Source organism: Maribacter vaceletii, from assembly GCF_003634105.1.
Lineage (GTDB): Bacteria > Bacteroidota > Bacteroidia > Flavobacteriales > Flavobacteriaceae > Maribacter_B > Maribacter_B vaceletii.
This window is the reverse complement of record NZ_RBIQ01000007.1, coordinates 734,818-757,635: the sequence shown is the minus strand read 5'-3', so window position 1 is coordinate 757,635 and position 22,818 is coordinate 734,818. Positions and strand designations below refer to the sequence as shown.

21 protein-coding genes are annotated in these 22,818 nt (G+C 31.0%); 11 read left to right on the top strand and 10 right to left on the bottom strand.

Annotated features, from left to right (window positions below; genetic code table 11):
• Nucleotides 1-16 precede the first annotated feature (16 nt).
• From CLV91_RS03100 to CLV91_RS03065, 8 genes are all read left to right on the top strand, one after another.
• Nucleotides 17-1,606, top strand: coding sequence for a RagB/SusD family nutrient uptake outer membrane protein (locus tag CLV91_RS03100; protein ID WP_121063867.1), 1,590 nt, complete (start codon nucleotides 17-19; stop codon nucleotides 1,604-1,606).
• A 164-nt stretch (nucleotides 1,607-1,770) separates the two neighbouring features.
• Entirely contained in the window at nucleotides 1,771-3,540 is a 1,770-nt protein-coding gene (locus tag CLV91_RS03095; RefSeq protein ID WP_121063865.1) for a glycoside hydrolase family 36 protein, read from the top strand.
• Nucleotides 3,541-3,557: 17 nt separating this feature from the next.
• A complete protein-coding gene (locus CLV91_RS03090) occupies nucleotides 3,558-5,207 on the top strand; it encodes a solute:sodium symporter family transporter (RefSeq protein WP_121065675.1) in 1,650 nt (549 codons plus the stop codon).
• Between the two features lie 19 nt (nucleotides 5,208-5,226).
• Complete coding sequence (gene glpK / locus CLV91_RS03085; protein WP_121063863.1) at nucleotides 5,227-6,720, top strand: glycerol kinase GlpK; 1,494 nt, start codon at nucleotides 5,227-5,229, stop codon at nucleotides 6,718-6,720.
• 39 nt (nucleotides 6,721-6,759) lie between these two features.
• Nucleotides 6,760-8,409, top strand: a complete 1,650-nt coding sequence (locus CLV91_RS03080; RefSeq protein ID WP_121063861.1) for a glycerol-3-phosphate dehydrogenase/oxidase — start codon at nucleotides 6,760-6,762, stop codon at nucleotides 8,407-8,409.
• A gap of 254 nt (nucleotides 8,410-8,663) precedes the next feature.
• Entirely contained in the window at nucleotides 8,664-10,052 is a 1,389-nt protein-coding gene (gene rimK / locus CLV91_RS03075) for a 30S ribosomal protein S6--L-glutamate ligase (protein WP_121063859.1), read from the top strand.
• Between the two features lie 56 nt (nucleotides 10,053-10,108).
• Entirely contained in the window at nucleotides 10,109-10,606 is a 498-nt protein-coding gene (locus tag CLV91_RS03070; RefSeq protein ID WP_121063857.1) for a hypothetical protein, read from the top strand.
• Nucleotides 10,596-11,078 carry a nuclear transport factor 2 family protein gene (locus CLV91_RS03065; protein WP_121063855.1) on the top strand — a complete coding sequence of 161 codons (483 nt, stop codon included), beginning with the start codon at nucleotides 10,596-10,598 and terminating at the stop codon, nucleotides 11,076-11,078. Before CLV91_RS03070 ends, CLV91_RS03065 begins: the two co-directional genes overlap by 11 nt.
• 150 nt (nucleotides 11,079-11,228) lie before the next feature.
• Here the strand turns inward: CLV91_RS03065 and CLV91_RS03060 are convergent, their stop codons facing one another.
• The 3 genes from CLV91_RS03060 to CLV91_RS03050 form a co-directional block, all read right to left on the bottom strand.
• Nucleotides 11,229-11,927: a hypothetical protein gene (locus tag CLV91_RS03060; protein ID WP_121063853.1), complete on the bottom strand. Its 699-nt coding sequence runs from the start codon at nucleotides 11,925-11,927 to the stop codon at nucleotides 11,229-11,231.
• Nucleotides 11,928-12,059: 132 nt separating this feature from the next.
• Nucleotides 12,060-12,434: a hypothetical protein gene (locus CLV91_RS03055; protein WP_121063851.1), complete on the bottom strand. Its 375-nt coding sequence runs from the start codon at nucleotides 12,432-12,434 to the stop codon at nucleotides 12,060-12,062.
• Between the two features lie 123 nt (nucleotides 12,435-12,557).
• Nucleotides 12,558-13,364: an NAD(P)-binding domain-containing protein gene (locus CLV91_RS03050; RefSeq protein ID WP_121063849.1), complete on the bottom strand. Its 807-nt coding sequence runs from the start codon at nucleotides 13,362-13,364 to the stop codon at nucleotides 12,558-12,560.
• 195 nt (nucleotides 13,365-13,559) lie between these two features.
• On the opposite strand from CLV91_RS03050, the gene CLV91_RS03045 reads away from it, so the two are divergent.
• Nucleotides 13,560-14,024, top strand: coding sequence for a CBS domain-containing protein (locus CLV91_RS03045; RefSeq protein WP_121063848.1), 465 nt, complete (start codon nucleotides 13,560-13,562; stop codon nucleotides 14,022-14,024).
• A 2-nt stretch (nucleotides 14,025-14,026) separates the two neighbouring features.
• On the opposite strand, the gene CLV91_RS03040 is transcribed toward CLV91_RS03045, so the two are convergent.
• The 3 genes from CLV91_RS03040 to CLV91_RS03030 are packed head-to-tail and all read right to left on the bottom strand — an operon-like array spanning nucleotide 14,027 to nucleotide 15,491.
• Nucleotides 14,027-14,377, bottom strand: a complete 351-nt coding sequence (locus CLV91_RS03040; protein ID WP_121063846.1) for a hypothetical protein — start codon at nucleotides 14,375-14,377, stop codon at nucleotides 14,027-14,029.
• Nucleotides 14,378-14,380: 3 nt separating this feature from the next.
• Nucleotides 14,381-14,872 (bottom strand): DUF6265 family protein, encoded by a 492-nt coding sequence (locus CLV91_RS03035; RefSeq protein WP_121063844.1) that lies wholly within the window; start codon nucleotides 14,870-14,872, stop codon nucleotides 14,381-14,383.
• 46 nt (nucleotides 14,873-14,918) lie between these two features.
• Nucleotides 14,919-15,491 (bottom strand): pentapeptide repeat-containing protein, encoded by a 573-nt coding sequence (locus CLV91_RS03030; RefSeq protein WP_121063842.1) that lies wholly within the window; start codon nucleotides 15,489-15,491, stop codon nucleotides 14,919-14,921.
• A gap of 144 nt (nucleotides 15,492-15,635) precedes the next feature.
• Here CLV91_RS03030 and CLV91_RS03025 point away from each other — a divergent pair, with 144 nt between their 5' ends.
• Nucleotides 15,636-17,009, top strand: coding sequence for a glycoside hydrolase family 71/99-like protein (locus CLV91_RS03025; protein ID WP_121063841.1), 1,374 nt, complete (start codon nucleotides 15,636-15,638; stop codon nucleotides 17,007-17,009).
• 385 nt (nucleotides 17,010-17,394) lie between these two features.
• Here the strand turns inward: CLV91_RS03025 and CLV91_RS03020 are convergent, their stop codons facing one another.
• The 3 genes from CLV91_RS03020 to CLV91_RS03010 all read right to left on the bottom strand — a co-directional run bounded on the left by CLV91_RS03020 (nucleotide 17,395) and on the right by CLV91_RS03010 (nucleotide 21,051).
• Complete coding sequence (locus CLV91_RS03020; RefSeq protein WP_121063839.1) at nucleotides 17,395-19,206, bottom strand: GNAT family N-acyltransferase; 1,812 nt, start codon at nucleotides 19,204-19,206, stop codon at nucleotides 17,395-17,397.
• Between the two features lie 77 nt (nucleotides 19,207-19,283).
• Nucleotides 19,284-20,534: an aspartate kinase gene (locus CLV91_RS03015; protein ID WP_121063837.1), complete on the bottom strand. Its 1,251-nt coding sequence runs from the start codon at nucleotides 20,532-20,534 to the stop codon at nucleotides 19,284-19,286.
• 34 nt (nucleotides 20,535-20,568) lie between these two features.
• Nucleotides 20,569-21,051: a GNAT family N-acetyltransferase gene (locus tag CLV91_RS03010; RefSeq protein WP_121063835.1), complete on the bottom strand. Its 483-nt coding sequence runs from the start codon at nucleotides 21,049-21,051 to the stop codon at nucleotides 20,569-20,571.
• Nucleotides 21,052-21,244: 193 nt separating this feature from the next.
• Here CLV91_RS03010 and fbp point away from each other — a divergent pair, with 193 nt between their 5' ends.
• On the top strand, nucleotides 21,245-22,252 hold the full coding sequence (gene fbp, locus CLV91_RS03005) for a class 1 fructose-bisphosphatase (RefSeq protein ID WP_121063833.1): 1,008 nt from the start codon (nucleotides 21,245-21,247) through the stop codon (nucleotides 22,250-22,252).
• 51 nt (nucleotides 22,253-22,303) lie between these two features.
• Here the strand turns inward: fbp and CLV91_RS03000 are convergent, their stop codons facing one another.
• On the bottom strand, nucleotides 22,304-22,723 hold the full coding sequence (locus CLV91_RS03000; RefSeq protein WP_121063831.1) for a tellurite resistance TerB family protein: 420 nt from the start codon (nucleotides 22,721-22,723) through the stop codon (nucleotides 22,304-22,306).
• Nucleotides 22,724-22,818: the final 95 nt, after the last annotated feature.

Sequence of the window (22,818 nt, the reverse complement as noted above, 5' to 3'; positions counted from 1 at the left end):
TTCATAAAACAAAAAAATGAAAAATATATTCAAATTTAATCCAATGGTTATTACCCTTGCCGCAGCAGTTATGTTGGGAGGGTGTTCCGAAGAGTTGTTAGATCAATCTAATAACAATGCTACTTCTACTGCCAATTTTGGTAGCTCAGTAGCAGAAGTAGAGTCTGCTGTAAATGGCGCTTTTCACCCAATAACAGATACATTCTTCTGGGGGAGAATTATACATACAGGAGCAATTCAAAGATCCGATGAGTTTAATGTTTTTCCTTTTGGAAGTAATACCGCAATGGCTACTCTTTTAGGAAATCCAGGAGATAGATGGGCAACAGAACCTTGGCAACAACTATATAAATCTATTGCACGTTGTAATAATGTTATTATAAACATTGGCGAAGAGCAAATTGCAGATGAGGCTGTTCGTAATGGTCTTGTTGGTCAGGCTTATTTTTTAAGAGCTTTTGATTATTGGTATTTAACGAACCTTTATGGTAGTGTACCTTTAATTACAGAGTTACCAGATTTAGATAATCTTTTGGTAGATCAAGCAGAATCTTCAGTAATCTGGGCGCAAATAATTTCAGATTTAGAAATGGCAGAAGCTATGTTGCCAGAAACCTGGGAAGGCGATAATGCTGGTAGACCAACTTCTGGTGCTGCAACAGCTTTAAAAGGTAAAAGCTATTTGTACATGAAAGATTGGACTAATGCAAGAACAACATTAGCATCTTTAATAGGTAAATACAGCTTATTACCTGCGGAAGCTTATGGAGATAACTTTTCTGATGTAAATGAAAATAACCAAGAGTCAGTTTTTGAATTACAATTCTTAGGGCAAACAACTTTTATTTGGGGAACAGATATTCCTGGTACAGGTACAATGGGTAACTATCATATAGATTACGCAACACCATCTAAATCTCCAGATAAAGGACACGTAATTAACCCTTGGTTAAAAGATTTATTTGAAGCTAATAATGATACGGTTCGTAGAAACGAAACTTTAGTTTATGATTACCCTGGAGCTACAGGATATGGAGGACTTCCTTTTGCTCAAGATTTAGGAGATACTACAGATGAGGATAATGCTACAGTTGCAGGAGATATTACAATTGCTACAGCAGCAGGAGTAGAGCCAATTTTTGGTAAAAAATATTCTGGAATGGATTTAGGAACAAGAGATCAAGTAGATTTCTTAGGAACTAATGTAGGTAACAACTGGAGAATTATTAGATATGCAGATGTTTTACTAATGTTAGCAGAGGCTTTAAATGAAGATAATATGACTGGTGATGCTGCTACGTATTTAGATATGGTAAGATTAAGAGCAAACTTAGATGGTGTTGCTTCTTTAAACTTAAGCCCAGAAGATATGCGAACTGCTATTATAGAAGAACGCGCCATGGAATTAGCAGGAGAGGGCCACCGTTTCTTTGATTTAGTTCGTTGGGGATTAGCAGATGATTACCTAGGAGCTAATTCTTTACATGGTAGTAATCCAAAGTCTTTAAGTGGCGGTGTATTCCAAGCTAATAAGCATGAGCTAGTTTGGATACCAAGTTCAGAGTTGGATGCTAACCCTAATTTGGTTCAGAATCCTGGGTATTAATTTATTAAAGAGTTTTGGTTTGTTGAGTTGATAAAGCCAAGTAGGATATAAAAGAACTACTTGGCTTTTATTACCAATAAACTTCCTAAATATAACTCCTCATAAAAGAGGAGACTTTTAGTCTTTTAAAAGTTTAAAAAATAGCTACATAATAATAGAAGAGCATGAATATAACTACTAGTCCTATAGAAGATTTGCGTATTAAAGGGTTACAAAAATCTATGAATGGAACCTTAACTAAGGTGCAAGATGAAGAAGGCGTACTTATATACGATTTAGAAGTAACCTGTGATAACCAAATTATTCCTAAACCAATAACTGTAGAATGGAAAATTCCAGGAGTTAATGTAAAAGGGGTTTGGAAACCAACAACAGATTTTAATAAAAGAATTCAAGCAGATTGGGAACTAGACCATATGGAATCTAGAATTTCTATAGATGCTCCAATTATTAATTTGTTTGGCAATGAGGATAGTAATGTACTAACATTTGCATGTTCTAACGCAATTAATAAGTTAGAAATGAACGCACGATTAAGGGAGGAAGACAATTGTTTTTATTGTCATATTTCTTTTTTTATGGAACAGCATTATGCATTAAAAAACTTTAAAACTCAAATAAGATTAGATACAAGGCCAATCCATTTTTCGGAAAGTTTAAAAGAGGTTTCTAAATGGTGGGAAAGTTTTGAGAATTTAAAGCCAACACATGTGCCTGCAATAGCAAAAATGCCATTGTACTCTACATGGTATCAGTTTCATCAAGATTTAGATTGCAATTTATTATTAGAAGAATGCAAGTTAGCCTATGATTTAGGATATAAAGCCGTAATTATAGATGATGGCTGGCAAACAAACGATAACAATAGAGGGTACGATTATACTGGTGATTGGAAACCAGACCGTATTCCTAATATGAAAGAATATATAAGCGATATTCATAAAACAGGAATGAAAGCAGCTTTATGGTATTCGGTTCCTTTTTGCGGAAAAAAATCGGAAGCTTATAAAAAATTTAAAGGCAAATTTTTAACTGAAGATCACCGTTGGGCACCAGTTTTTGACCCAAGATATCCAGAGGTAAGAGAATATCTTATAAATATTTATACAAATGCTCTAAAAGATTGGAATTTAGATGGTTTTAAGTTAGATTTTATTGACGATTTTAGATTATATAAAGACACACCAATACATAAAGAAAACGGTAGAGATTATGCTTCTATTAATGCAGCAGTAGACCGTTTGTTAACCGATGTTGCAACTGCATTACAAGCAATAAATCCAGATGTGTTTATAGAATTTCGTCAAAAATATACAGGACCGGCAATGCGTAAATACGGCAATATGTTTAGGGCTTTTGATTGTCCAGGAGATGCTACAATGAATAGAATAAGAATAGCAGATATTAAAATGCTATGTGGAAACACAGCTGTACATTCAGATATGGTTACTTGGCATAAGAATGAGCCTTTAGAGATTGCCTCTTTACAGTTAATAAATACTTTTTTTGGTGTCCCGCAACTTTCCATATTTTTATCTAAAGCAACAGCCGAAGAGAAAAAAATGATTGCTTTTTACACGAATTATTGGAATGAAAATGCAGATATTTTTATGAATGGTAATTTTACACCATCAAAACCATTAGCTAATTATTCAACCAAAAGAATATCAAAAGGAAACCAAACTATTATTGGTATTTACGATCCTGTTGTGGCTACTATTGAAAAGGGAGATGAAACTATCCATATATTAAATGCAAAACTAGAAAATCAATTAATAATTAATAGCAGTAGTAACTTTGGAAGCTATAATTGTACTATTTTTAATTGCCAAGGAGAAATTACATCAACCCAAAAAATAGATTTAAAAAAAGGTGTTTTGGCATTACATGTGCCTTCTTGTGGTATTATTAAACTTAATAAAATAACCTCTTAAATTTTTAAAATATGGGAATGTTGTCCATTGTTTCTTTTTTAGGATTTACAATACTAGTAGCTTTTATAGCATGGTATGCAACAAGGCGCACCGATGAAAAAACTGCAGATGGTTATTATCTAGGAGGGAGAAGTTTAGGGGCTATAACAATAGCGGGCTCTTTGTTGTTAACAAATCTTTCTGCAGAACAAATAGTTGGCTTAAATGGACAATCCTTTACAGAAGGGGTTCTTGTAATGGCATGGGAAACATTAGCGGCAATCGCTATGATTTTTACCGCCATTTTCCTATTACCTAAATATATGAGATCTGGGATAACTACTATTCCAGAGTTTATTCAAGATAGATTTGACCATCAAACTAAAGCAATTTTATCTATTTTATTTTTGGTCGCTTATGGTATCGTATTGTTGCCAACCATATTATATTCTGGCTCTTTAGCGTTTAGTACCATGTTCGATTTACCTGAATTATTGGGTGTTTCACAAAATTCTGTTATTTGGATATCTGTATGGACCATTGGTATTATTGGGGGTATCTATGCAATTTTTGGAGGACTAAAAGCGGTAGCTGTTTCCGATTTAATAAACGCTATTGGTTTATTAATTGGGGGTTTGTTAATACCTGTTTTTGGACTTATGGCAATTGGAGAAGGTTCTATTGGAGAAGGTCTTAGCACTTTATGGGAAAGTAACCCAGAAAAGTTTAATGCAAAAGGAGATGTTACGGCATCTATTCCTTTTGGAACCATATTTACTGGAATGATGATTGCTCAAATGTATTATTGGGGAACAAATCAATCTATTTTACAGCGTGTTTTTGGTGCTAAAAGTTTAAAAGAAGGTCAAAAAGGAATGATTCTCGCTGGTTTTGTAAAATTCTTAATTCCAATTATTGTAGTATTACCTGGGATAATTGCTTTTCATTTATTTCAAGGGAATTTAGAGAATGCTGATCAAGCATATCCGGCTTTGGTTAGAAAAGTATTACCAAGTGCTTTTTTAGGCTTTTTTGCAGCGGTATTATTTGGGGCGGTATTAAGCTCTTTTAATAGTCTATTAAATAGTAGCGCTACTTTATTTGGTTTCGATTTGTATAAGCAATACTTTAAAAAAGATGCTTCTGATATGCAATCTGTTAAAGCAGGAAAATCCTTTGGTATGGTGCTAGCCATTTTATCTATGTCTATAGCTCCATTTATCGCTAATGCTCCAGATGGCTTATTTGCTTATATACAACAATCATTAGGTAGTTTAAGTGTTCCTATTTTGGCAGTTGTAGCAGTAGGTATGCTTTCTAAAAAAGTACCGGCTATAGCAGCAAAAATTGTACTTACTTTAGGTGTAGCAATGTATTTATTTAGTTTGTTAGTGCTTAATCCATATTTTGTTGAAATAGCGCTAACAGAAGCTGCATCTAATGGTATAACTGATCCAGAGAAGTTACGTGTAATTAAGGCAGAAGCCTATCCTCATTTTCTGCATATTATGGGAATTTTGTTTGCTGTTAACATAATTATTATGCTAATTATAGGTAAAGTAAATCCTAAAAAGGACCTTTATATACCAAAAATTACAGAGGAAATTGATATTACACCTTGGAAATATGCCATGATTGTTGGGATAGTAGTTTCTATATTAGTTTTAAGTACATATTTCATTTTTTAAAACCGATAATAGTTTCATTATGGAAAATTCTTACATCATTTCCTTAGACCAAGGAACTACAAGTTCCAGAGCCTTATTGGTAGATAAGAATGGGCAAATTATACAAATAGAACAAGAAGAATTTGAACAAATTTATCCTAAATCTGGATGGGTAGAACATAACCCTAAGCAAATTTTAGAGTCACAATTACGTGTTTGTCATAAATTAATAGAGAGCACTAAAGTCGATGTAAAAAACATTTCTGCAATAGGTATTACAAACCAAAGAGAAACTACTATAGTTTGGGATGCAGATACAGGGGAACCAATTTATAATGCTATAGTTTGGCAAGATAAAAGAACAAGTGAGTATTGTGAGGTTTTAAAAGAAAAGGGATTTACAAAATATATAAGAGAAAATACAGGCTTAGTTGTAGATTCTTATTTTTCTGGAACAAAAATTAAATGGATTCTAGATAATGTAGAGGGATCCAAAGAAAAAGCTCAACAAGGTAAATTACGTTTTGGCACGGTAGATTCTTGGCTAATTTGGAATTTAACTAACGGGGAGCAGCATGTAACAGATTATACAAATGCTTCTAGAACCTTACTATATAATATAAATACACTTTCTTGGGATGCTAAACTTTTAGAAGAGTTACAAATTCCAAGAAATATGCTTCCAGAAGTAAAACCGTCTTCTAGTATTTTTGGAGAGTATGAAATTAAAGGAGTAAAAATTCCAATTGCAAGTGTATTAGGAGACCAGCAAGCAGCATTATTTGGGCAAGCTTGCTTAAAAAAAGGGGAAGCTAAAAATACGTATGGTACAGGTTGTTTTTTACTAATGAATACAGGTAAAAAACCACAGTATTCTAATAATGGTTTGCTTACTACAATTGCATGGGGACTAGAAGGAAAAGTAACCTATGCTTTAGAAGGTAGTATTTTTATTGCTGGTGCAGCAGTACAATGGCTAAGAGATGAGATGAGGTTAATAGAGTCGGCAAAAGAAACACAACAAATAGCAGAAGACTTAGAAGGAGAAAACCCAGTGTATGTTGTTCCTGCATTTGCAGGTTTAGGAGCTCCTTATTGGGATATGTATTCTAAAGGAGCCATTTTTGGGTTAACGAGAGATACAGGTTCTAGGCATATTATAAAAGCAACTCTAGATAGCTTAGCTTACCAAACCAGAGATATTTTGGATGCCATGCAGGCCGATGCTGGTTTTAATTTAAAAAGACTAAAAGTAGATGGTGGTGCTGCAGCAAATAATTATTTAATGCAGTTTCAATCTAACTTATTAAATAAAGAGGTTGTAAGACCAAAGTCTATAGAATCTACAGCTTTAGGAGCAGCTTATATGGCAGGAATAACAGTAGGAATATGGACGCAAGAAGATGTTTTAGAAAGTAAAAATGTAGACCAAGTTTTTGAACCTACCTTTACTAAAAAACAAAGAAAAAAAATGTACAAGGGCTGGAAAAAAGCTGTAAAACGTACAATGAACTGGGATAATAACAAAAAATAAATAGCTTGTCTAACTATATATTAGATAAGTTTCATAGGTATGAAAAATATAAAATTTACAAATCTTAATAGAGATAAAATTGTATCCGAACTAAAAGAAGAGGAATACGATTTGGTAGTTATTGGTGGCGGAATTACTGGTGCGGGAATACTTTTAGATGCCTCTTCTAGAGGAATGAAGGTAGCATTAGTAGAAAAAGGAGATTTTGCTTCAGGAACAAGTAGTAAATCATCAAAATTAATTCATGGCGGACTGCGATATTTAAAACAGTTTGAGCTTTCTTTGGTTAAAGAAGTAGGTACAGAACGAGCTATTGTTCATAAACTAGCGCCACATTTAGTTATACCAGAAAAAATGCTCTTACCATTAATAGAAAATGGTTCTTACGGAGAGTGGATGACTTCTATTGGATTAAAAGTTTACGACATTCTAGCCAATGTAGAAGGTGATGATAAGCGTAAGATGATGAATAAGGAGGAAACCTTAGAATTAGAGCCATTATTACCAGAGAAAATTTTAAAAGGTTCTGGATATTATGCAGAATATAGGACAGATGATGCAAGGTTAACCTTAGAAAATATTAAAACAGCAATAAACTACGGAAGCACACCTTTAAACTATACTCAAGTACAAGATTTTATATATGCTAAGAAGCAAATTAAAGGAGTAAAAGTTAAAGACCAATTAAGTGGAGAAGAGTATAGCATAAAAACTAAATTTGTTATAAATGCTGCTGGCCCATGGGTAGATGAACTTAGAGAAGTTAATCATTCTAAAAAAGGAAAACAATTACACCTTACCAAAGGAGTGCATTTAGTATTTCCAAAAGATAAATTGCCATTAAAACAATCTGTTTATTTTGATATTCCAGATGGCCGTATGATGTTTGCTATTCCAAGAGGTAAAATCACTTACGCGGGTACTACAGATACAAATTATACTTTAGATAAGAATGAAGTAATGGCAACTGTAGAAGATGCCGATTATTTATTAAGTGCTATAAATAATATGTTTCCTGCAGTTAATTTGGAGCGTAAAGATATTGCTTCTTCTTGGGCAGGATTACGACCATTAATTCATGAAGAGGGTAAATCTCCTTCAGAACTTTCTAGAAAAGATGAGATATTTATTTCGGATACGGGTCTTATTAGTATGGCAGGCGGTAAGCTTACTGGTTATAGAAAAATGGCAGAAAGAGTTGTAGATAAAGTTCAGAAAAAACTAGAAAAAGAAACACAAGTAAATTACAAAGATGTATTTACAGATAAAATACCTTTAACCGGTGGTCCATGGAAAAAATATAAAGAAGTAAAAAAATACATAAAAAAGTTAACAAAAGACCTAGAAGAATACGGTTTTGAGCCTTATACGGCTTGGTATTTAACAACTACTTATGGGAAACAATCGGAACAAATAATAGCTAATTTTAATACTAAAATAGGAAAGGATATTGAAGAAAAACTACTATTAGCAGAATTAGATTTTTGCGTGCAAAATGAAATGGTAGCAACACCAATAGATTTTTTTGTTAGAAGAACTGGGCGTTTGTATTTTGATATAGATAGTATAAAAATGTATTTAGAAAGAGTGCTGCTAGAATTTAGTACAATTTTTAATTATTCAGATTCTCAAATAGAAGAGTTTCGTAAAACTATGTTATCCGAAATAGCAAAACATTCAGAATTTTAATCTCCTATTTTTAAGTTTAAAAAGGCTGCATTTATGCAGCCTTTTTTTATATACATAAAACACTTTTTATCTCTTATGTTTTCTTTTGTTAAGAGAAGATTATATTACTTCATTTTTTTAATTAATAGTATTGAATTTCCTTTTTTTTGTTTTCATTTGCCAAAAAAAACGGAACACTATTTTTTGTGTTTTTCTAGACAAAATAAGAGTACTTTTAAGAGAGTATTTTTTAATAAAATTTAAGAATATAATTTATGGCAGTAAGTAATTTAGGAATTATAGGTAGTGAGGAATGGTGTGTTTTTAAAGATTTAGGAGTTCCTGCAATAAAAGCTAGGGTAGATTCTGGTGCAAAAACCTCGTCTATACAAGCCACAAATATTAAAGTGTATTCCAAAGGAGCAGAAGAATGGGTTAAGTTTGATATTAATCCGCTTCAGGAAAATAGAAGTATAACTATAGAATGTGATGCTAAATTAGTAGATCGTAGAATGGTAAAAAGTTCTTCCGGAATTTCTGAAGAGCGTTTAGTAATTAAAACAGCCGTTACTTTAGGAGATGGAGTTTTTGAAATAGAACTAACACTGGCTAATAGAGATACTATGGAGTTTAGAATGCTCTTAGGTAGAGAAGCAATTAACCAGAGATTTATGGTAAACTCTGCAGAGAACTATTTAATCCAAAATTTTACAAAAGAAGAGATAGATGAAAAGTATAAAGCCTATTTTAAAGAAAAAACGGGATTAAAAATTGCGCTGTTAGCAAGTAACCCAAAGTTATATAGTAATAAAAGAATTATAGAAGCTGCCGAGGCTAGAGGCCATGAAATTGTATTTTTAAATGTAGAGCAGGCATATATGAAATTAGATGCCAAGTCTCCAGAAATGCGTTATAGAGGAGGTGCTATTTTAAATGATTTTGATGCTGTTATACCAAGAATTAAACCAGCAGTTACTTTTTACGGTTGTGCACTTATTCGTCAGTTCGATTTTTTAGGGGCGTATTGTCAAAATTCTGCGGAAGCAATTACACAGTCTAGAGATAAGTTATTTGCATCGCAATTATTTTCTAAAAATGATATACAAATACCAATAACTGGCTTTGCAAAATCTCCAATGGATACTAAAGACTTAATACGTATGGTAAATGGAGCACCATTAATAATAAAGCTATTAGAAAGTACCCAAGGTAAGGGTGTGGTTTTAGCAGAAACTAATAAAGCTGCAGAAAGTGTAATTAACGCTTTTAAAAGTGTACAAACAAATATCTTAGTCCAAGAGTTTATTAAAGAAGCAAATGGGCAAGACATACGTTGTTTTGTGGTTAATGGTAAAGTAGTTGCTTCTATGCAAAGACAAGCACAAAAAGGAGAGTTTAGAGCTAATATTCATCAAGGGGGAAAAGCATCTGTTGTAAAAATTACATTAGAAGAAAAAAAGCTAGCTATTAAAGCTGCAAAAGCCTTAAGACTTGCTGTTGCAGGGGTAGATATTATTAGGTCTAATAAAGGGCCTTTATTACTAGAAGTTAACTCTTCTCCTGGTTTAGAAGGTATAGAAAATGCAACAGGAAAGGATATTGCAAATAGTATGATTGTTGCTATTGAAAACAAACTTAAATTTTCGAGCAGTACTGTAAAATAAAATTTCTATACTAGGAAGATTATTAAATCTGCTCCTAAAATTTGTACCTTCGTAGTATGAGAAGCGTATTTATTTTAGGAGCTCTTTTTTTGACTTTTTTTAGCTGTAACACTAAAGAAAAAGAAGTTAGTTCTACACAGAATCAGATAGTTAAAATAGAAACTACAAAATGGCCTAAAAAGCTAACTGTTGCTAGTAAAGCGGCCACTATTTTAAGTGCGTGGCCAGAATTTAATGCTTTTGACTCTAGTTTTGACCCTATTTATGATGTAGAAGGAAAAGAAGATTTAATTTTAATAATAGAAGATTTAATAGAAAAACAGAAGTTACTAGCAAAATCTACATATCCAGAAGAGTTTAATTTACCCCAAGTAAAGAGTAGACAAAAAATAGCGCTTACGTATCTATTAAAAACCAAAGGCGATTTAGAATACCAAATAAACGCGGAAGAATCTGTCATAGAATTTATAAATGCATATAATGCTATGCGTAATCAATTTAATGTGTTGCTTAATAATACATTAAATAATAAACTTATTCTAGATGAAGAATAGTCTACTTTTTGTTTTGTGCATGTGTTTGGGAATGTTTTATTCTTTTTCACAAACTAAAAAAAAACAAATAAATGCCCTAGTAACTGCATGGCACCAAGCAGCTGCAGATGCAAATTTTGATGCGTATTTTGGAAAAATGACCAATGATGCTGTTTTTGTTGGTACGGATGCTACTGAGAATTGGCAAAACAAGGAATTTAAAGAGTTTTGCAAGCCCTATTTTAATAATGGAAAAGCTTGGAGTTTTACTACTATAGAAAGAAATATTTATAGCACAGAAAAGAATATTGCTTGGTTTGATGAGCTTTTAAATACACAAATGGGTATTTGTAGAGGCTCTGGAGTAGTAAATAAAGTTGGCGGACAGTGGAAAATTGCACATTATGTGTTGTCTATTACTATTCCTAATGAGAAAATTAAAGAAGTTGTTTTATTAAAAAAAGTAGAGAAAACTGCTCTAGAACATAAGTAAACTACCTCGGGGCAAGCCCACGAGGTATTTATAGGAAACTGATTTTGATTTCGAGGCAAGCCTCGGAGCATTTAAATCTCGATTATCGAGTAAATAAAAAAGGGAAAAGCAAAGCTTTTCCCTTTTTTAATGCCTATTAATAGGTGTTTATTATTTATTATTTTCAGTAGGTTTTTCTTTTCTGGCTACCAAGGCTTGTTTACTTAAACTAGCTAAGTTAAATTTTGGATCTATAGCAAGAGCTTGATCAATTAAAGCTATGGCTTCATCTACATTAGTCATATCTGCTTTATAAATTGCCAAAGCTTTTAAATGTAAAAAAGCTGCTTTTAAAGGTACTTCGTAAGGTTGCTGGCGTTCATAAAAAGCATATTTCATATCTTCTTTAGCATTAGTAATACCATATTCTATATGTGTTGCAGCTCCAGTTTTATCACCAGTTTGTATTTTTAAATCAGCAATTTCATAAGCTAAATAAACATTTGGAGTCCTTTTGTTTAAAACTTCAAATTGTTCTAATGCTCTTTTAGGTTGGTTTAATGCTTTTAAAGAAATCCCTTTTACCTGTACAGCTAAATCAGAATCCGTATCTATTTTTTCTATTCCTATGGTGTTTAATGCTTGTAAATGTTGATTGTCATTAGCATAAATAAACGCTAAGGTGTCTTTTCTTTGTTTAGAAGGCGCAATAACGTTTAAATGTGTAAGTGCATTAATAACACCATTTACATCGCCTTGTAGCCTCATTTCTTTATAAAAAGCTTCATAATGCTTTTGTAATTCGGTTTTAGTTTGTGCAATAGCAGAAAAGCCTATAAGTAATAGTAGGGCTAAAAATATCTTTTTCATTTTTGTTAAAATTTAGTGTACTAAACTATTAAATAATTTAGAGTAATCTGTTAATATTATCTTTAAAACACATTTTAATAAAAAAAGGGATACTTTAAGCACCCCCTTTTCTATAATTTATTAGTGAATAATTTAAACAACACTAAGTTTTATTTCTTTTTTTGTAAAAGCTCTAAGTAAGCTGGCATAAAAAGCTAAACTTTTGGTATCCTTTTCTATACAAGAGTTTAAAAAATCTTTTAAATTTTCAAAACACAAATTTGTGTAGATTGTACTGAGGTTTGTATTTATTGTTTTTGGATCATATTGTTTATCATCCACAATGATATTCATAGTAACACGGTTTCTATTATAATCTATAGAAACATCTGCTGCATTGTAATGCTTTTTTAATATAGCAACATGTAGTTTGTTAAACTTTGAACTACTTTTTTGAAAGGAGCTACTTCTAGAAATTAAGTTTTCTACATCCAGTAAAATTCTCCTTTTTAAACTTGAATTTTTCATGGCTTTTATATTTAAAAATATAATATAAAGGTATGTATTTCATCGATAAACTTCTGTTTTTCAAGTATATAATTAACACAAAATCCTTCTTTTTGTTGTGAAAAACGTTTGTTTTGATGTGTTTTAACTATAAATAGAGGTGTGAAAATGGTATTTTTTAACATTTATTAGCCAAGTAGAGTCCACTTTTTTGTTGTTTACTTCATTAGAAGTTATATAATTTGGGGGTTTTATGCCCCTTAATAATGCTTCTTGCGTATAATATTCTTTTTTAGTTGGGTGTAATGGGTGTACCGCATTCATAATGGTATTCCACCAACCTTTATTAATAGTAGTTTTAATAATAGAGATACAATCCTGTAAATGAATTAAATTAACAGGGGCATTTCCATTAGTTAAGTTTTCTTTCCCTGAAAGCATTGTTACAGGATGCCTATCCGGTCCAATTAATCCACCAAACCTAATAATAGTAGTTTGTAATTCAGGATCATCTAAGAAAAGATTTTCGCATACGAGTAATTGTTTTCCAGATTCCGTGTTTGCTTGGGTTGGACTTTCTTCGGTAACTGTTCCACTTACATTCCCGTAAACAGCAGTACTACTAATAAATATAATTTTAGAACATTTTACTTTTTTTATTTCTCTATGGAGGAGAGTCATTTTTTTTACAAAATTCTCTTTGTTTTTTCCTCTTAGTCTAGGTGGAGTATTAATAATTACTATATCTAAGGGTTTTAGAAAGGTACTAATGTCTCCTTCAATTTTATTTTCAAAGAATATAATTTTGGAAGCTTTTATTCCATCATTTTTTAATTTTTCTACTTTGCTATGTGTGGTTGTAGAACCATATATAGTATACGCATTTTTTAAAAGTTCTTTTGCTAGTGGGTATCCTAGCCAACCGCAGCCTAAAATTCCAATATTTTTCATATAGTTTGTAGTACTATTTATTGTAAATATAAGCGGTAATATAGTTGTTTTATGTTACTGTAAGTATAATATTTTTTGAATATGAATTTTGTATCAAAATCTTTTTAATGGTGATGTTAATTCAATTAATAGTAATATTTGTTGCGTAATTCATATTTTTTTATATCTTTAGTAATCAACCTAAAAATAACGTATATGGGAATTAAAAGCTTTCAAGGAGTAAGGAAAAGTACTAAAAAGGAATTTGATGCTCCTTTTTTGGTTGAAGATTATATGACAAAAAAACTCCTTACGTTTAGTCCAGAACAATCTATTTTAGAGGTAATGGAGCTTTTTGCTAAAAATCATATTTCTGGTGGCCCTGTTATAGATTCTAATGGGTTTCTTGTTGGTATTATATCTGAAGCAGATTGCATGAAACAAATATCTGAAAGCCGTTATTTTAACCAACCTATTCTAGATAAAAGTGTAGAAAGGTTTATGACTAAGAATGTAGAAACTATTGATAATGACATTAGTATTTTTGATGCTGCAGGAGTGTTTTATAATAGCAACAGACGTAGATTACCTGTAATGAAAAACGGTATTCTTGTAGGGCAAATAAGTAGAAAAGATATTGTAATTGCTGCTTTAAAATTAAGCGGGCAAAATTATAAATAAGTTTACTCTCTTTTAACTATCATATAGTAATCATTATCTAAAGGCAAATAACCTAAATCATAAACAAAGAAATAGGTTGTGCCTTTTTTTGTTGTATAAAGGTTTGTAATAAAATCAAAATCGAACCCTTTATCTAATAACCTAGTTCTAGTGGTGTTAGTTTTACCGTCTTTTAGAGCAAAACTATCTAGTACTCTATAATTTTTTCTAAGTCTGTTATTTATATTTCTAATTAAGTTTTTACTGTCTTTATTTACTTTGTTATTATAAGCGTTTCTACAGTAATCTGAACAGAATTTTTTATCAATTCTACCAGCTATTTCGGTACTACATTCCAGGCATTTCTTTTTCATTAATTACAGTTTTTTGTAATTAAATTTCTCTTCTTTTTTTGTACCATCTTCGTGTTCTATTAGAACGTATATATTTATCTCATTAGTAGTTACTTTTTCCATTGTAAAGCCCTCAAAATATACTTTGTTTTCTTCTATTTTTACAAGTTTAAAATCTATTGTTTCGTCCTTAGTTTCCCAACCTTTTAAGTTGCCACTAAAGTGTTTTAATTGTAATAAAAGTGTTTCTTCTTGTTCTTGAATATGGCCAATTTCATAAAATTGAACTTTGCCATTTACTAGTAGTTTAAAAACAAACATCATGGAATTGCCTAATGGTGGGCTCCATATTTCTTCCGTTATACCTCCAAATGCTTCTCCTTGCCAATGACCAGCAATCCAAGAAACGTCTTCTAAACTTGCTTTTGGAGATTTTAGACCTTCTTCTAGTTGTATCGTATTTTGACAATATATAGGTAAAGAAATAAAGAGGAAAAGGATATAGGAATATTTCATTAGTAATGATTGTATTTAATACAAGATACAAATTATACAAAAATAATTAAATCACTGTTATATCGTGTTTGGTTAATAAACCTTTTAGATTACTGCTAGAAAATTTTGCTTTTTTTATAGTATTAACTTCTGGGTCTAAGCTTATGTTATATGCAGTACTAAAATCTACTTTTTCTAATTTTGTTCTTTCAAAATGGGCCTTATCTAAATTACAATTTTTAAATATGGATTGGTTTAAATTAGTATTCGTAAAATCTACTTGTACTAAACTACAATTTATAAATTTTTGTTTTTTTAAGGTTAACTCATAAAAAGTAGAGAAGTTTAAATTACAATCTGTGAAAGTAAAATCTATTAAAAAAGTATTACACGTTTCAAATTTTACTCCTAACATTTTACTATTCATAAAGTCTACTTCTTTAAAAATAGTGTTAGTTATATTTGTAGAACTAAAATTGCAGTCTATAAAAGTACACTCCATAAAGTTTTGCCCATCTAATAAACCATTCTCAAAATTACATTCTTTAAAAATACAATTCTCATATTCGGCTCTTGACAACCTGTTAGTTGTAAAATCTTGTCCAGTGTATGTTTTATCTACAATAAAAGGGATTTGCATATTTTAGGTTTAAAGTTGTAATGTATTGATTTTGTATTACTTGTAAATGTTAAAAATATGTTAACATATTAATTGTAAGAAAAAACTTATAAAAATATTTTTACTTTCGCTTCGACCCCCAATTTTAATTAAAATTTTGATTATATGTTTTATAATAAGAAAGTAATTTTAATATTGGCGGGAGTATTTTTTTTAATTTTTGAGTCTTGTGAGAAGGAAGAAACAGAAGATATTAAAGATTCTAAGCAAGAGGTTTTTAGTACAGAAACTACCGAAATAATTTCAGATTCCATTTTACGAGCTGTTTTAGAGGAAGAGGATAGTTATAAAGAAGCCATATTAGCAGGAAGGGTAGTAGATATTTCTGGAATGGATGTGGTAAAAAGTAACCCCAAAAAAGTATATGCGCATTATATGCCTTGGTTTCAAAGTTTAGATTTTGATGGGTATTGGGGACAGCATTGGACAATGGCAAATAAGAACCCAAATAATATAGATGCTAATGGTAAAAGAGAAATAGCCTCCTACTATTATCCAATTATTGGCCCATATTCTACTAATGATCCAGATTTACAGGAATATCATTTTTTAATGATGAAGCTATCCGGAATTGATGGAGTAATTTTTGATTGGTACGGAAGCAAAAATGTTTATGATTATGAGCTTATTAAGCAATCTACAGAATCTTTTATGAATAAGATAGATGATTTAGGAATGGAATTTTCCATTATGTATGAAGATAGGGTAGCACAAGATATTTATAATGCAGGACTAGCATCAAGTGTTGTAGATGCTGCTATGATGGATTTTAATTATATTAAAAACACTTATTTTAATAAGTCTAATTTTCTAAAACATAATTCTAAAGAACTTATGTTTGTTTTTGGTCCCGGAACTATAACAACAACAACAGAATGGGATAGTATTTTTTCGGTATTTCCTCCAAATCAAGAGCCTTATTTTTTAACCCTATGGGCTGCACAAAATAGGGTTGGGAATAGTGCTTCTGGTGAATTTTTATGGGTAGCTGGGGATCATCTTTTAGCACATGAATATTATTACGATACTTATTTAACAAATAACTTAGTTACCGTTGGGAGTAGTTATCCTGGTTTTAATAGTTTTTATGAAGAAGGTGGCTGGGGGTTACATCATACTTGGAATATAAACCATGCAGATGGAGATACGTTTGTAGAGACATTAAATTATACGCATCATGAAGCTGCAGATTTTATTCAATTAGTTACCTGGAATGATTTTGGAGAAGGAACCATGTTAGAACCAACAGAAGAATATGGTTTTCTTAATTTACAATTGCTTCAAGAATATACTGGAGTTTCTTATGTTCCTGAAGATTTACAAGTTGCATTAGATTTATATACTGCAAGAAAAGAATTTAAAGGTAATGCTATTGTAGAATACTATTTAAATAGAACGTACTCAAAAATTAAACAATCAAATTTAGAAAGAGCTCGTTTAATATTAAGAGCAGTAAATAGGTTTTATAACCCTAAGTAACTCCTAATAATATACCTAACAGTATGTATTTTTAATGTGATTTACAAGAATATTTTGTAAATCTTAATACATGGTTTTGTTTAATATATAGTTTTAATTTTCAATTAATTAGACTTATCATCATTGGTATATGTATTTATAATATACCAATTGGTATAGTAATTTTAGTATTTTTTAGTATCTGAAATATATTTTCAATTATAAATAAAAAATGAAAACTTTAGGTGTGCTTGTTAGAGCTAAATTGGCATGAAAATGGAGATGATTGTACTATCTTAGTAAACTACCTCGGGGTAAGCCCGCGAGGCATTTATTTGGAAACTAATTTTGATTTCGAGGCAAGCTCGGAGCATTTAAATCTCGATTATCGAGTAAATAAGATACTTTATTTAGGAGTATTAGCGTCTGCCATTTTACGCTCTAATTCTGCCTGGAATTCTTCCATAACAGGTTTAACTGTACTCTCCGGTAAGTCTGCAATTTTAATATACATTAAACCATCAACAGAGTTGTTAAAAAGAGGGTCTACATTAAATGCAATTACTTTAGCATTCTGTTTAATATATTTTTTAATAAGGACAGGTAGCCTAAGATTACCTGGTTCTACTTCATCAATAAGTCTATCAAACTTATTTAAATCTGCCTGGGTTTCGTCAAAAACAAAATCTTTATCGGCATCTTTAAGTTTAACTTTAAATTCTTTTTTAGGACGTATATATTGTGCGACATAAGGATCCCAGTAATTAGATTTCATAAACTCTATCATTAAAGATTTAGAGAAATTAGAAAACTGGTTGCTTATACTTACACCACCTATTAAATATTTATGTTCTGGATGCCTTAAGGTAGTATGTACAATACCTTTCCATAATAAGAATAGTGGCATTGGTTTTTGTTGGTATTCTTTAATTATATAAGCTCTACCCATTTCAATAGAATTTTGCATCATTCCATATAATTCGGGTTCCACTCTAAATAAATCCTGCAAATAAAATCCATTTATACCATGTTCAGGGAATATTTCTGAGCCCATCCCCATTCTATAAGCACCAACAATACATTTTTCTGTATTATCCCACAAAAAAAGATGGTAGTAATAGGAGTCAAAAACGTCTAAATCTATTGCTTTATTTGTGCCTTCGCCAATAGCTCTAAAGGTTACTTCTCTTTGCCTTCCAATTTCCTTTAAGATAAAAGGCATATCTTTTTCTTGTGCTAAGAAAACCTCATAATTTTTACTTTGTAAAAGGCGACAATCTTTTTCTCGTAATTTTTCTATTTCGCCTTGCATTACCTCTGTTGGAATTGGAGAGGCAATTTTCTTAGGAGCTTTAGGTATTTTAAGCGTTGAAGGTATTTGGTCTATTAAGCGCTCTTTTTCGTAGGCGTTGGATAGTATATAGGTTTTTCTTCGTAAAAGCTCTGTAAATTCTTCTAATGTGCCCTGTTCCTTTTGTGTTTTTACAGATATAGGTTGCCCTATACGAATTTTTATAGGACGGTTTTTTTGCGAATATAACTCTGAAGGTAATTTAGCAGTTCTAAATACATCACTTATTTTAGATAAACGATAAAATAATTTACTGTTCTTGGCATGAAAATATATTGGTACAACAGGCACTTCTGCTTTTCTAATAAGTTTTAATGCTGCTTCTTCCCATGGTTTGTCTACTATTAACTTTCCATCTTTATAGGTAGATACTTCTCCTGCAGGAAAAATACCTAGTGGGTGGCCATCATTTAAATGTTTCATTGCATTTTTAAAACCAGCAATACTACTTTTAGCACTTTTGTGATTTTCAAAAGGATTAACAGGTAAAATATATGGTTTTACAGGCTCTAACCTGTGTAATAAAAAGTTAGCAATAATTTTAAAATCTGTTCTATGTGTTAGAATAAGCTTTAATAATAATGCACCATCTATTCCACCTAACGGGTGATTAGATATGGTTATATATGCACCGTCTTTAGGAAGTCTTCTAAAATCTTCTTCAGGTATTTTAAAATCTATTTCGTAATGCTTTAGTATTGCTTCTAAAAACGGAATACCTTCTAGATGTTTGTATGTATCATAACATCTATTTATACTAGATATTCTGGTAACTTTCATTAGAACCCATCCAATAAAAGTACCTAGAAATCCGTATTGTTTTAGGTTAATAGCTGCTGCTACTTCCTTTGCGGTTACTAAACCCATAGAATTTAAAAAATTTCAGAACCGTAAATATAGCAAAAACCAGCTTTAAGCACTTCCTTTTTATATTTTGGAAGTTTTTATTTTACAACTAACTGCACAGTTTCTTTAGCACGTTGTTCTAGTAAAACTTCATTTCCATTTTGTAAAGAGGCTATGGCATCGGAATTAAAATGACGAATTGTATATAAAGAAACACCCTCTTGGTGTACTACTTTAAATCGGCTTTTTAGGGTGTTCAATAATTCTTCTAGACGACCAAATCTATTGTCTACACAAACAGAAAAACTAATAGCAGAGTTTTGTATTAAATCTACCTTCATTTTATATTCATGAAAAAGTTTAAATAGCTCACTAATATTATCTTCCACAATAAAAGAGAAATCTAAGGAAGAGAGTTTCATTAATACCTGGTCTTTTTTAACAATAAAGCAAGGTACTTTAGGCTCTATACCATTTCCTTTTCCTACGGTAGTACCATCATTTTTTGGATTAATAAAAGATTTTACAAGTAGTGGTATTTCTTTACGTTGTAGTGGTTGTAATGTTTTTGGGTGTATTACAGAGGCACCATAAAAGGCAAGTTCTATTGCTTCTCTATAAGATATTTTATTTAGTAATTGTGTTTCTTTAAAATATCTAGGATCTGCATTTAATACACCAGGAACATCTTTCCAGATAGTTACAGAATCAGCATTTAAACAATATGCAAGTATTGCAGCAGTATAATCCGAACCTTCCCTTCCCAAAGTAGTAGTAAAGTTGTTATCATCACTACCTAAAAACCCTTGGGTAATATTAAGAATTTTTTTATCTACAGTTTGGTTTATTTGTTCTTGCGTTTTTTCCCAATTAACAGTAGTATCTCTATACATGTTATTGGTTTTTATTAAGCTACGAACATCTAACCAGTTATTTTGCATGCCAATTTCATTTAAATAGGCACTTATAATACTGGTAGATATTAATTCGCCATAACCTACAACTTGGTCGTATACAAAATTGTAATTAGGAGATTTATTCCAAGCTAAAAAACCTTGAACTTCATCAAATAAAACTTTAACTCTCTTATAAACTTTATGTTCTTTATTTGGAAATAAATCGTGTAAAATAACAGCATGATAATCTATAACTTCTTGTATTTTAGATGATAAGTTGTTTTTATCATCAAAATATGCCCCAACAATGGCTTCCATACCATTGGTGGTTTTTCCCATAGCAGAAACTACTACTAAGGTATTCTTATAACCTACTTCTTGTAATACTTTTACAACATTTTTTACTCCATCGGCATCTTTTACAGATGCTCCTCCAAATTTAAAAACTCTCATTAAGCTTAATTTTTTACCCCGAGTAGGGTTTATTTTATTTATTATTTTTTAAATAGTCTTCTATTCCTTGCTCATCTAATTGTACTACATCCCAGTCTCTCATTACATTTGCCCCTTTAGATTCATAAAAAGATATTGCAGGTTCGTTCCAATCTATTACTTCCCAACTAATTCTTTTTACATTTAATTTTTTACTGTATTTAACTACAGAGGTTAATAATGAGGAACCTAAACCTGTTCCTCTATATTCTTTAGTAACAATAAGGTCTTCTAGGTGTATAACAGGACCTTTCCAAGTAGAATATCTTGGGTATACTAAGGCCATGCCTACAATTTTAGAATTACTTTCTGCAACAAAACAATGAAATAGTGGGTTTTCTCCAAAACCGTTTTTTTCTAATTGCTCTACAGTTACTTCTACAGCATCTTCTTCTTTTTCAAAAACAGCTAGTTCATTAATTAGCCCTAAAACTTGAGGCATATCATTTTTTTTACTATTTCTAATAATAAAACTCATTGTTCAATTTTTTAATTCTAAAAAGCAATTTGTCTGTAAATAAGGCGTTTAACCTTAATATTATTTAGAAGGAAAAACTATCATGTTACAAATATAACACATAGTTATAAATTTAAAAATCAAAAAAAGTCGAAAACGTTATAGTATCACAAAATATGCGATATTTGTAATCAAAATAAACACAATCATAATAATGCTTAAGAAAAACAAAACATTAGGAGAGTTTATTATTGAAAATCAATCTTCTTTTCAATACTCATCTGGAGAATTATCAAAACTTATTAATGCACTTAGATTAGCAGCTAAAGTTGTTAATCATGAAGTTAATAAAGCGGGCTTAGTAGATATTCTTGGAGATGCAGGAGATACTAATATACAAGGGGAAAGTCAACAAAAACTAGATGTTCTTGCAAATGAAAAATTTATTCAAACATTAAAGAATAGAGAAATTGTTTGTGGAATTGCATCGGAAGAAGAAGACGATTTTATTACTATTAATAGTAATGACGAGAATCATCAAAATAAATATGTAGTATTAATAGATCCTTTAGATGGGTCTTCTAATATAGATGTGAATGTATCTGTGGGTACTATTTTTTCAATATATAGAAGAGTAACTCCTGTTGGTACTCCTGTAGAAATGAAAGACTTTTTGCAGAAAGGAAGTGAGCAAGTTGCTGCAGGCTATATTGTTTACGGTACTTCTACAATGTTAGTATATAGTACTGGAGATGGGGTTAATGGGTTTACATTAAACCCTGCATTAGGTACTTTTTATCTTTCGCACCCTAATATGCAGTTTCCTGAAGAGGGTAAAATTTATTCTGTAAACGAAGGTAATTATGTGCATTTTTTACAAGGAGTAAAAGATTATATAAAATATTGCCAAAAAGAAGAAGGGGATAGACCGTATACCTCAAGATACATAGGTTCTTTAGTCTCCGATTTTCATAGAAATATGATTAAAGGCGGAATTTATATGTACCCAAAAAGCAGTATTGCAGAGAACGGTAAATTACGTTTGTTATATGAATGTAACCCTATGGCATATTTAGCAGAACAGGCCAATGGTATTGCTAGTGATGGCTTTGGAAGAATATTAGATATAGAACCAACAGAGCTACACCAAAGAGTTCCTTTTTTCTGTGGGAGCAGAAAAATGGTAGAAAAACTCCATGAGTTTATGGCAAAAAATGCATAAAAAAAAGCGGTCTATTTTAGACCGCTTTTTTTTATTTTAATACTTGTATTATTATTTTAAAAGAGATTGGTAGTCTTCAAAATCTATTCTTCCGCTAAAAATAGCAATAGAACGCTCTATTAATTTATTAGCTTTTTCTGAAGAGTAACCAAGACCAATAGCGTATTTTTTTAGAAGAACCATTTCTTCATCATCTATAAAGTGATCCGAGAAAATTATTCTAAATAAATCGTACAAACGCTCTAATCTTTTTTCAGAATTTACAGGAGGTTCAATAGGATACTTGTTAGCAGGTTTCATTACCTCTTTGTATTCTTCTTCTGAAATATTAAGTTTATTAGCAAAACGATCTAATAAAGTTTTTTCTTGATCAGAAATTACGCCGTCCGATGCAGCTAAAGTAGCCATAGCTGCAAAATGAGCTAAATTACTTTTGTGCTCGCTATTACCGTATAAATCTTTAAATGACATATTTTTTATTGTTTAAGAGCACAAATATAAATTTTTATAATAACTATTTATATTTCAATTATTTTTTAATGTAAAAAAAGAAGATTCCTTTTTGT

Coding starts and splice junctions, on each gene's coding strand:
- CLV91_RS03100 (WP_121063867.1), top strand. CDS start 17: ATGAAAAATATATTCAAATTTAATCCAATGGTTATTACCCTTGCCGCA.
- CLV91_RS03095 (WP_121063865.1), top strand. CDS start 1,771: ATGAATATAACTACTAGTCCTATAGAAGATTTGCGTATTAAAGGGTTA.
- CLV91_RS03090 (WP_121065675.1), top strand. CDS start 3,558: ATGTTGTCCATTGTTTCTTTTTTAGGATTTACAATACTAGTAGCTTTT.
- glpK (WP_121063863.1), top strand. CDS start 5,227: ATGGAAAATTCTTACATCATTTCCTTAGACCAAGGAACTACAAGTTCC.
- CLV91_RS03080 (WP_121063861.1), top strand. CDS start 6,760: ATGAAAAATATAAAATTTACAAATCTTAATAGAGATAAAATTGTATCC.
- rimK (WP_121063859.1), top strand. CDS start 8,664: ATGGCAGTAAGTAATTTAGGAATTATAGGTAGTGAGGAATGGTGTGTT.
- CLV91_RS03070 (WP_121063857.1), top strand. CDS start 10,109: ATGAGAAGCGTATTTATTTTAGGAGCTCTTTTTTTGACTTTTTTTAGC.
- CLV91_RS03065 (WP_121063855.1), top strand. CDS start 10,596: ATGAAGAATAGTCTACTTTTTGTTTTGTGCATGTGTTTGGGAATGTTT.
- CLV91_RS03060 (WP_121063853.1), bottom strand. CDS start 11,927: ATGAAAAAGATATTTTTAGCCCTACTATTACTTATAGGCTTTTCTGCT.
- CLV91_RS03055 (WP_121063851.1), bottom strand. CDS start 12,434: ATGAAAAATTCAAGTTTAAAAAGGAGAATTTTACTGGATGTAGAAAAC.
- CLV91_RS03050 (WP_121063849.1), bottom strand. CDS start 13,364: ATGAAAAATATTGGAATTTTAGGCTGCGGTTGGCTAGGATACCCACTA.
- CLV91_RS03045 (WP_121063848.1), top strand. CDS start 13,560: ATGGGAATTAAAAGCTTTCAAGGAGTAAGGAAAAGTACTAAAAAGGAA.
- CLV91_RS03040 (WP_121063846.1), bottom strand. CDS start 14,377: ATGAAAAAGAAATGCCTGGAATGTAGTACCGAAATAGCTGGTAGAATT.
- CLV91_RS03035 (WP_121063844.1), bottom strand. CDS start 14,872: ATGAAATATTCCTATATCCTTTTCCTCTTTATTTCTTTACCTATATAT.
- CLV91_RS03030 (WP_121063842.1), bottom strand. CDS start 15,491: ATGCAAATCCCTTTTATTGTAGATAAAACATACACTGGACAAGATTTT.
- CLV91_RS03025 (WP_121063841.1), top strand. CDS start 15,636: ATGTTTTATAATAAGAAAGTAATTTTAATATTGGCGGGAGTATTTTTT.
- CLV91_RS03020 (WP_121063839.1), bottom strand. CDS start 19,206: ATGGGTTTAGTAACCGCAAAGGAAGTAGCAGCAGCTATTAACCTAAAA.
- CLV91_RS03015 (WP_121063837.1), bottom strand. CDS start 20,534: ATGAGAGTTTTTAAATTTGGAGGAGCATCTGTAAAAGATGCCGATGGA.
- CLV91_RS03010 (WP_121063835.1), bottom strand. CDS start 21,051: ATGAGTTTTATTATTAGAAATAGTAAAAAAAATGATATGCCTCAAGTT.
- fbp (WP_121063833.1), top strand. CDS start 21,245: ATGCTTAAGAAAAACAAAACATTAGGAGAGTTTATTATTGAAAATCAA.
- CLV91_RS03000 (WP_121063831.1), bottom strand. CDS start 22,723: ATGTCATTTAAAGATTTATACGGTAATAGCGAGCACAAAAGTAATTTA.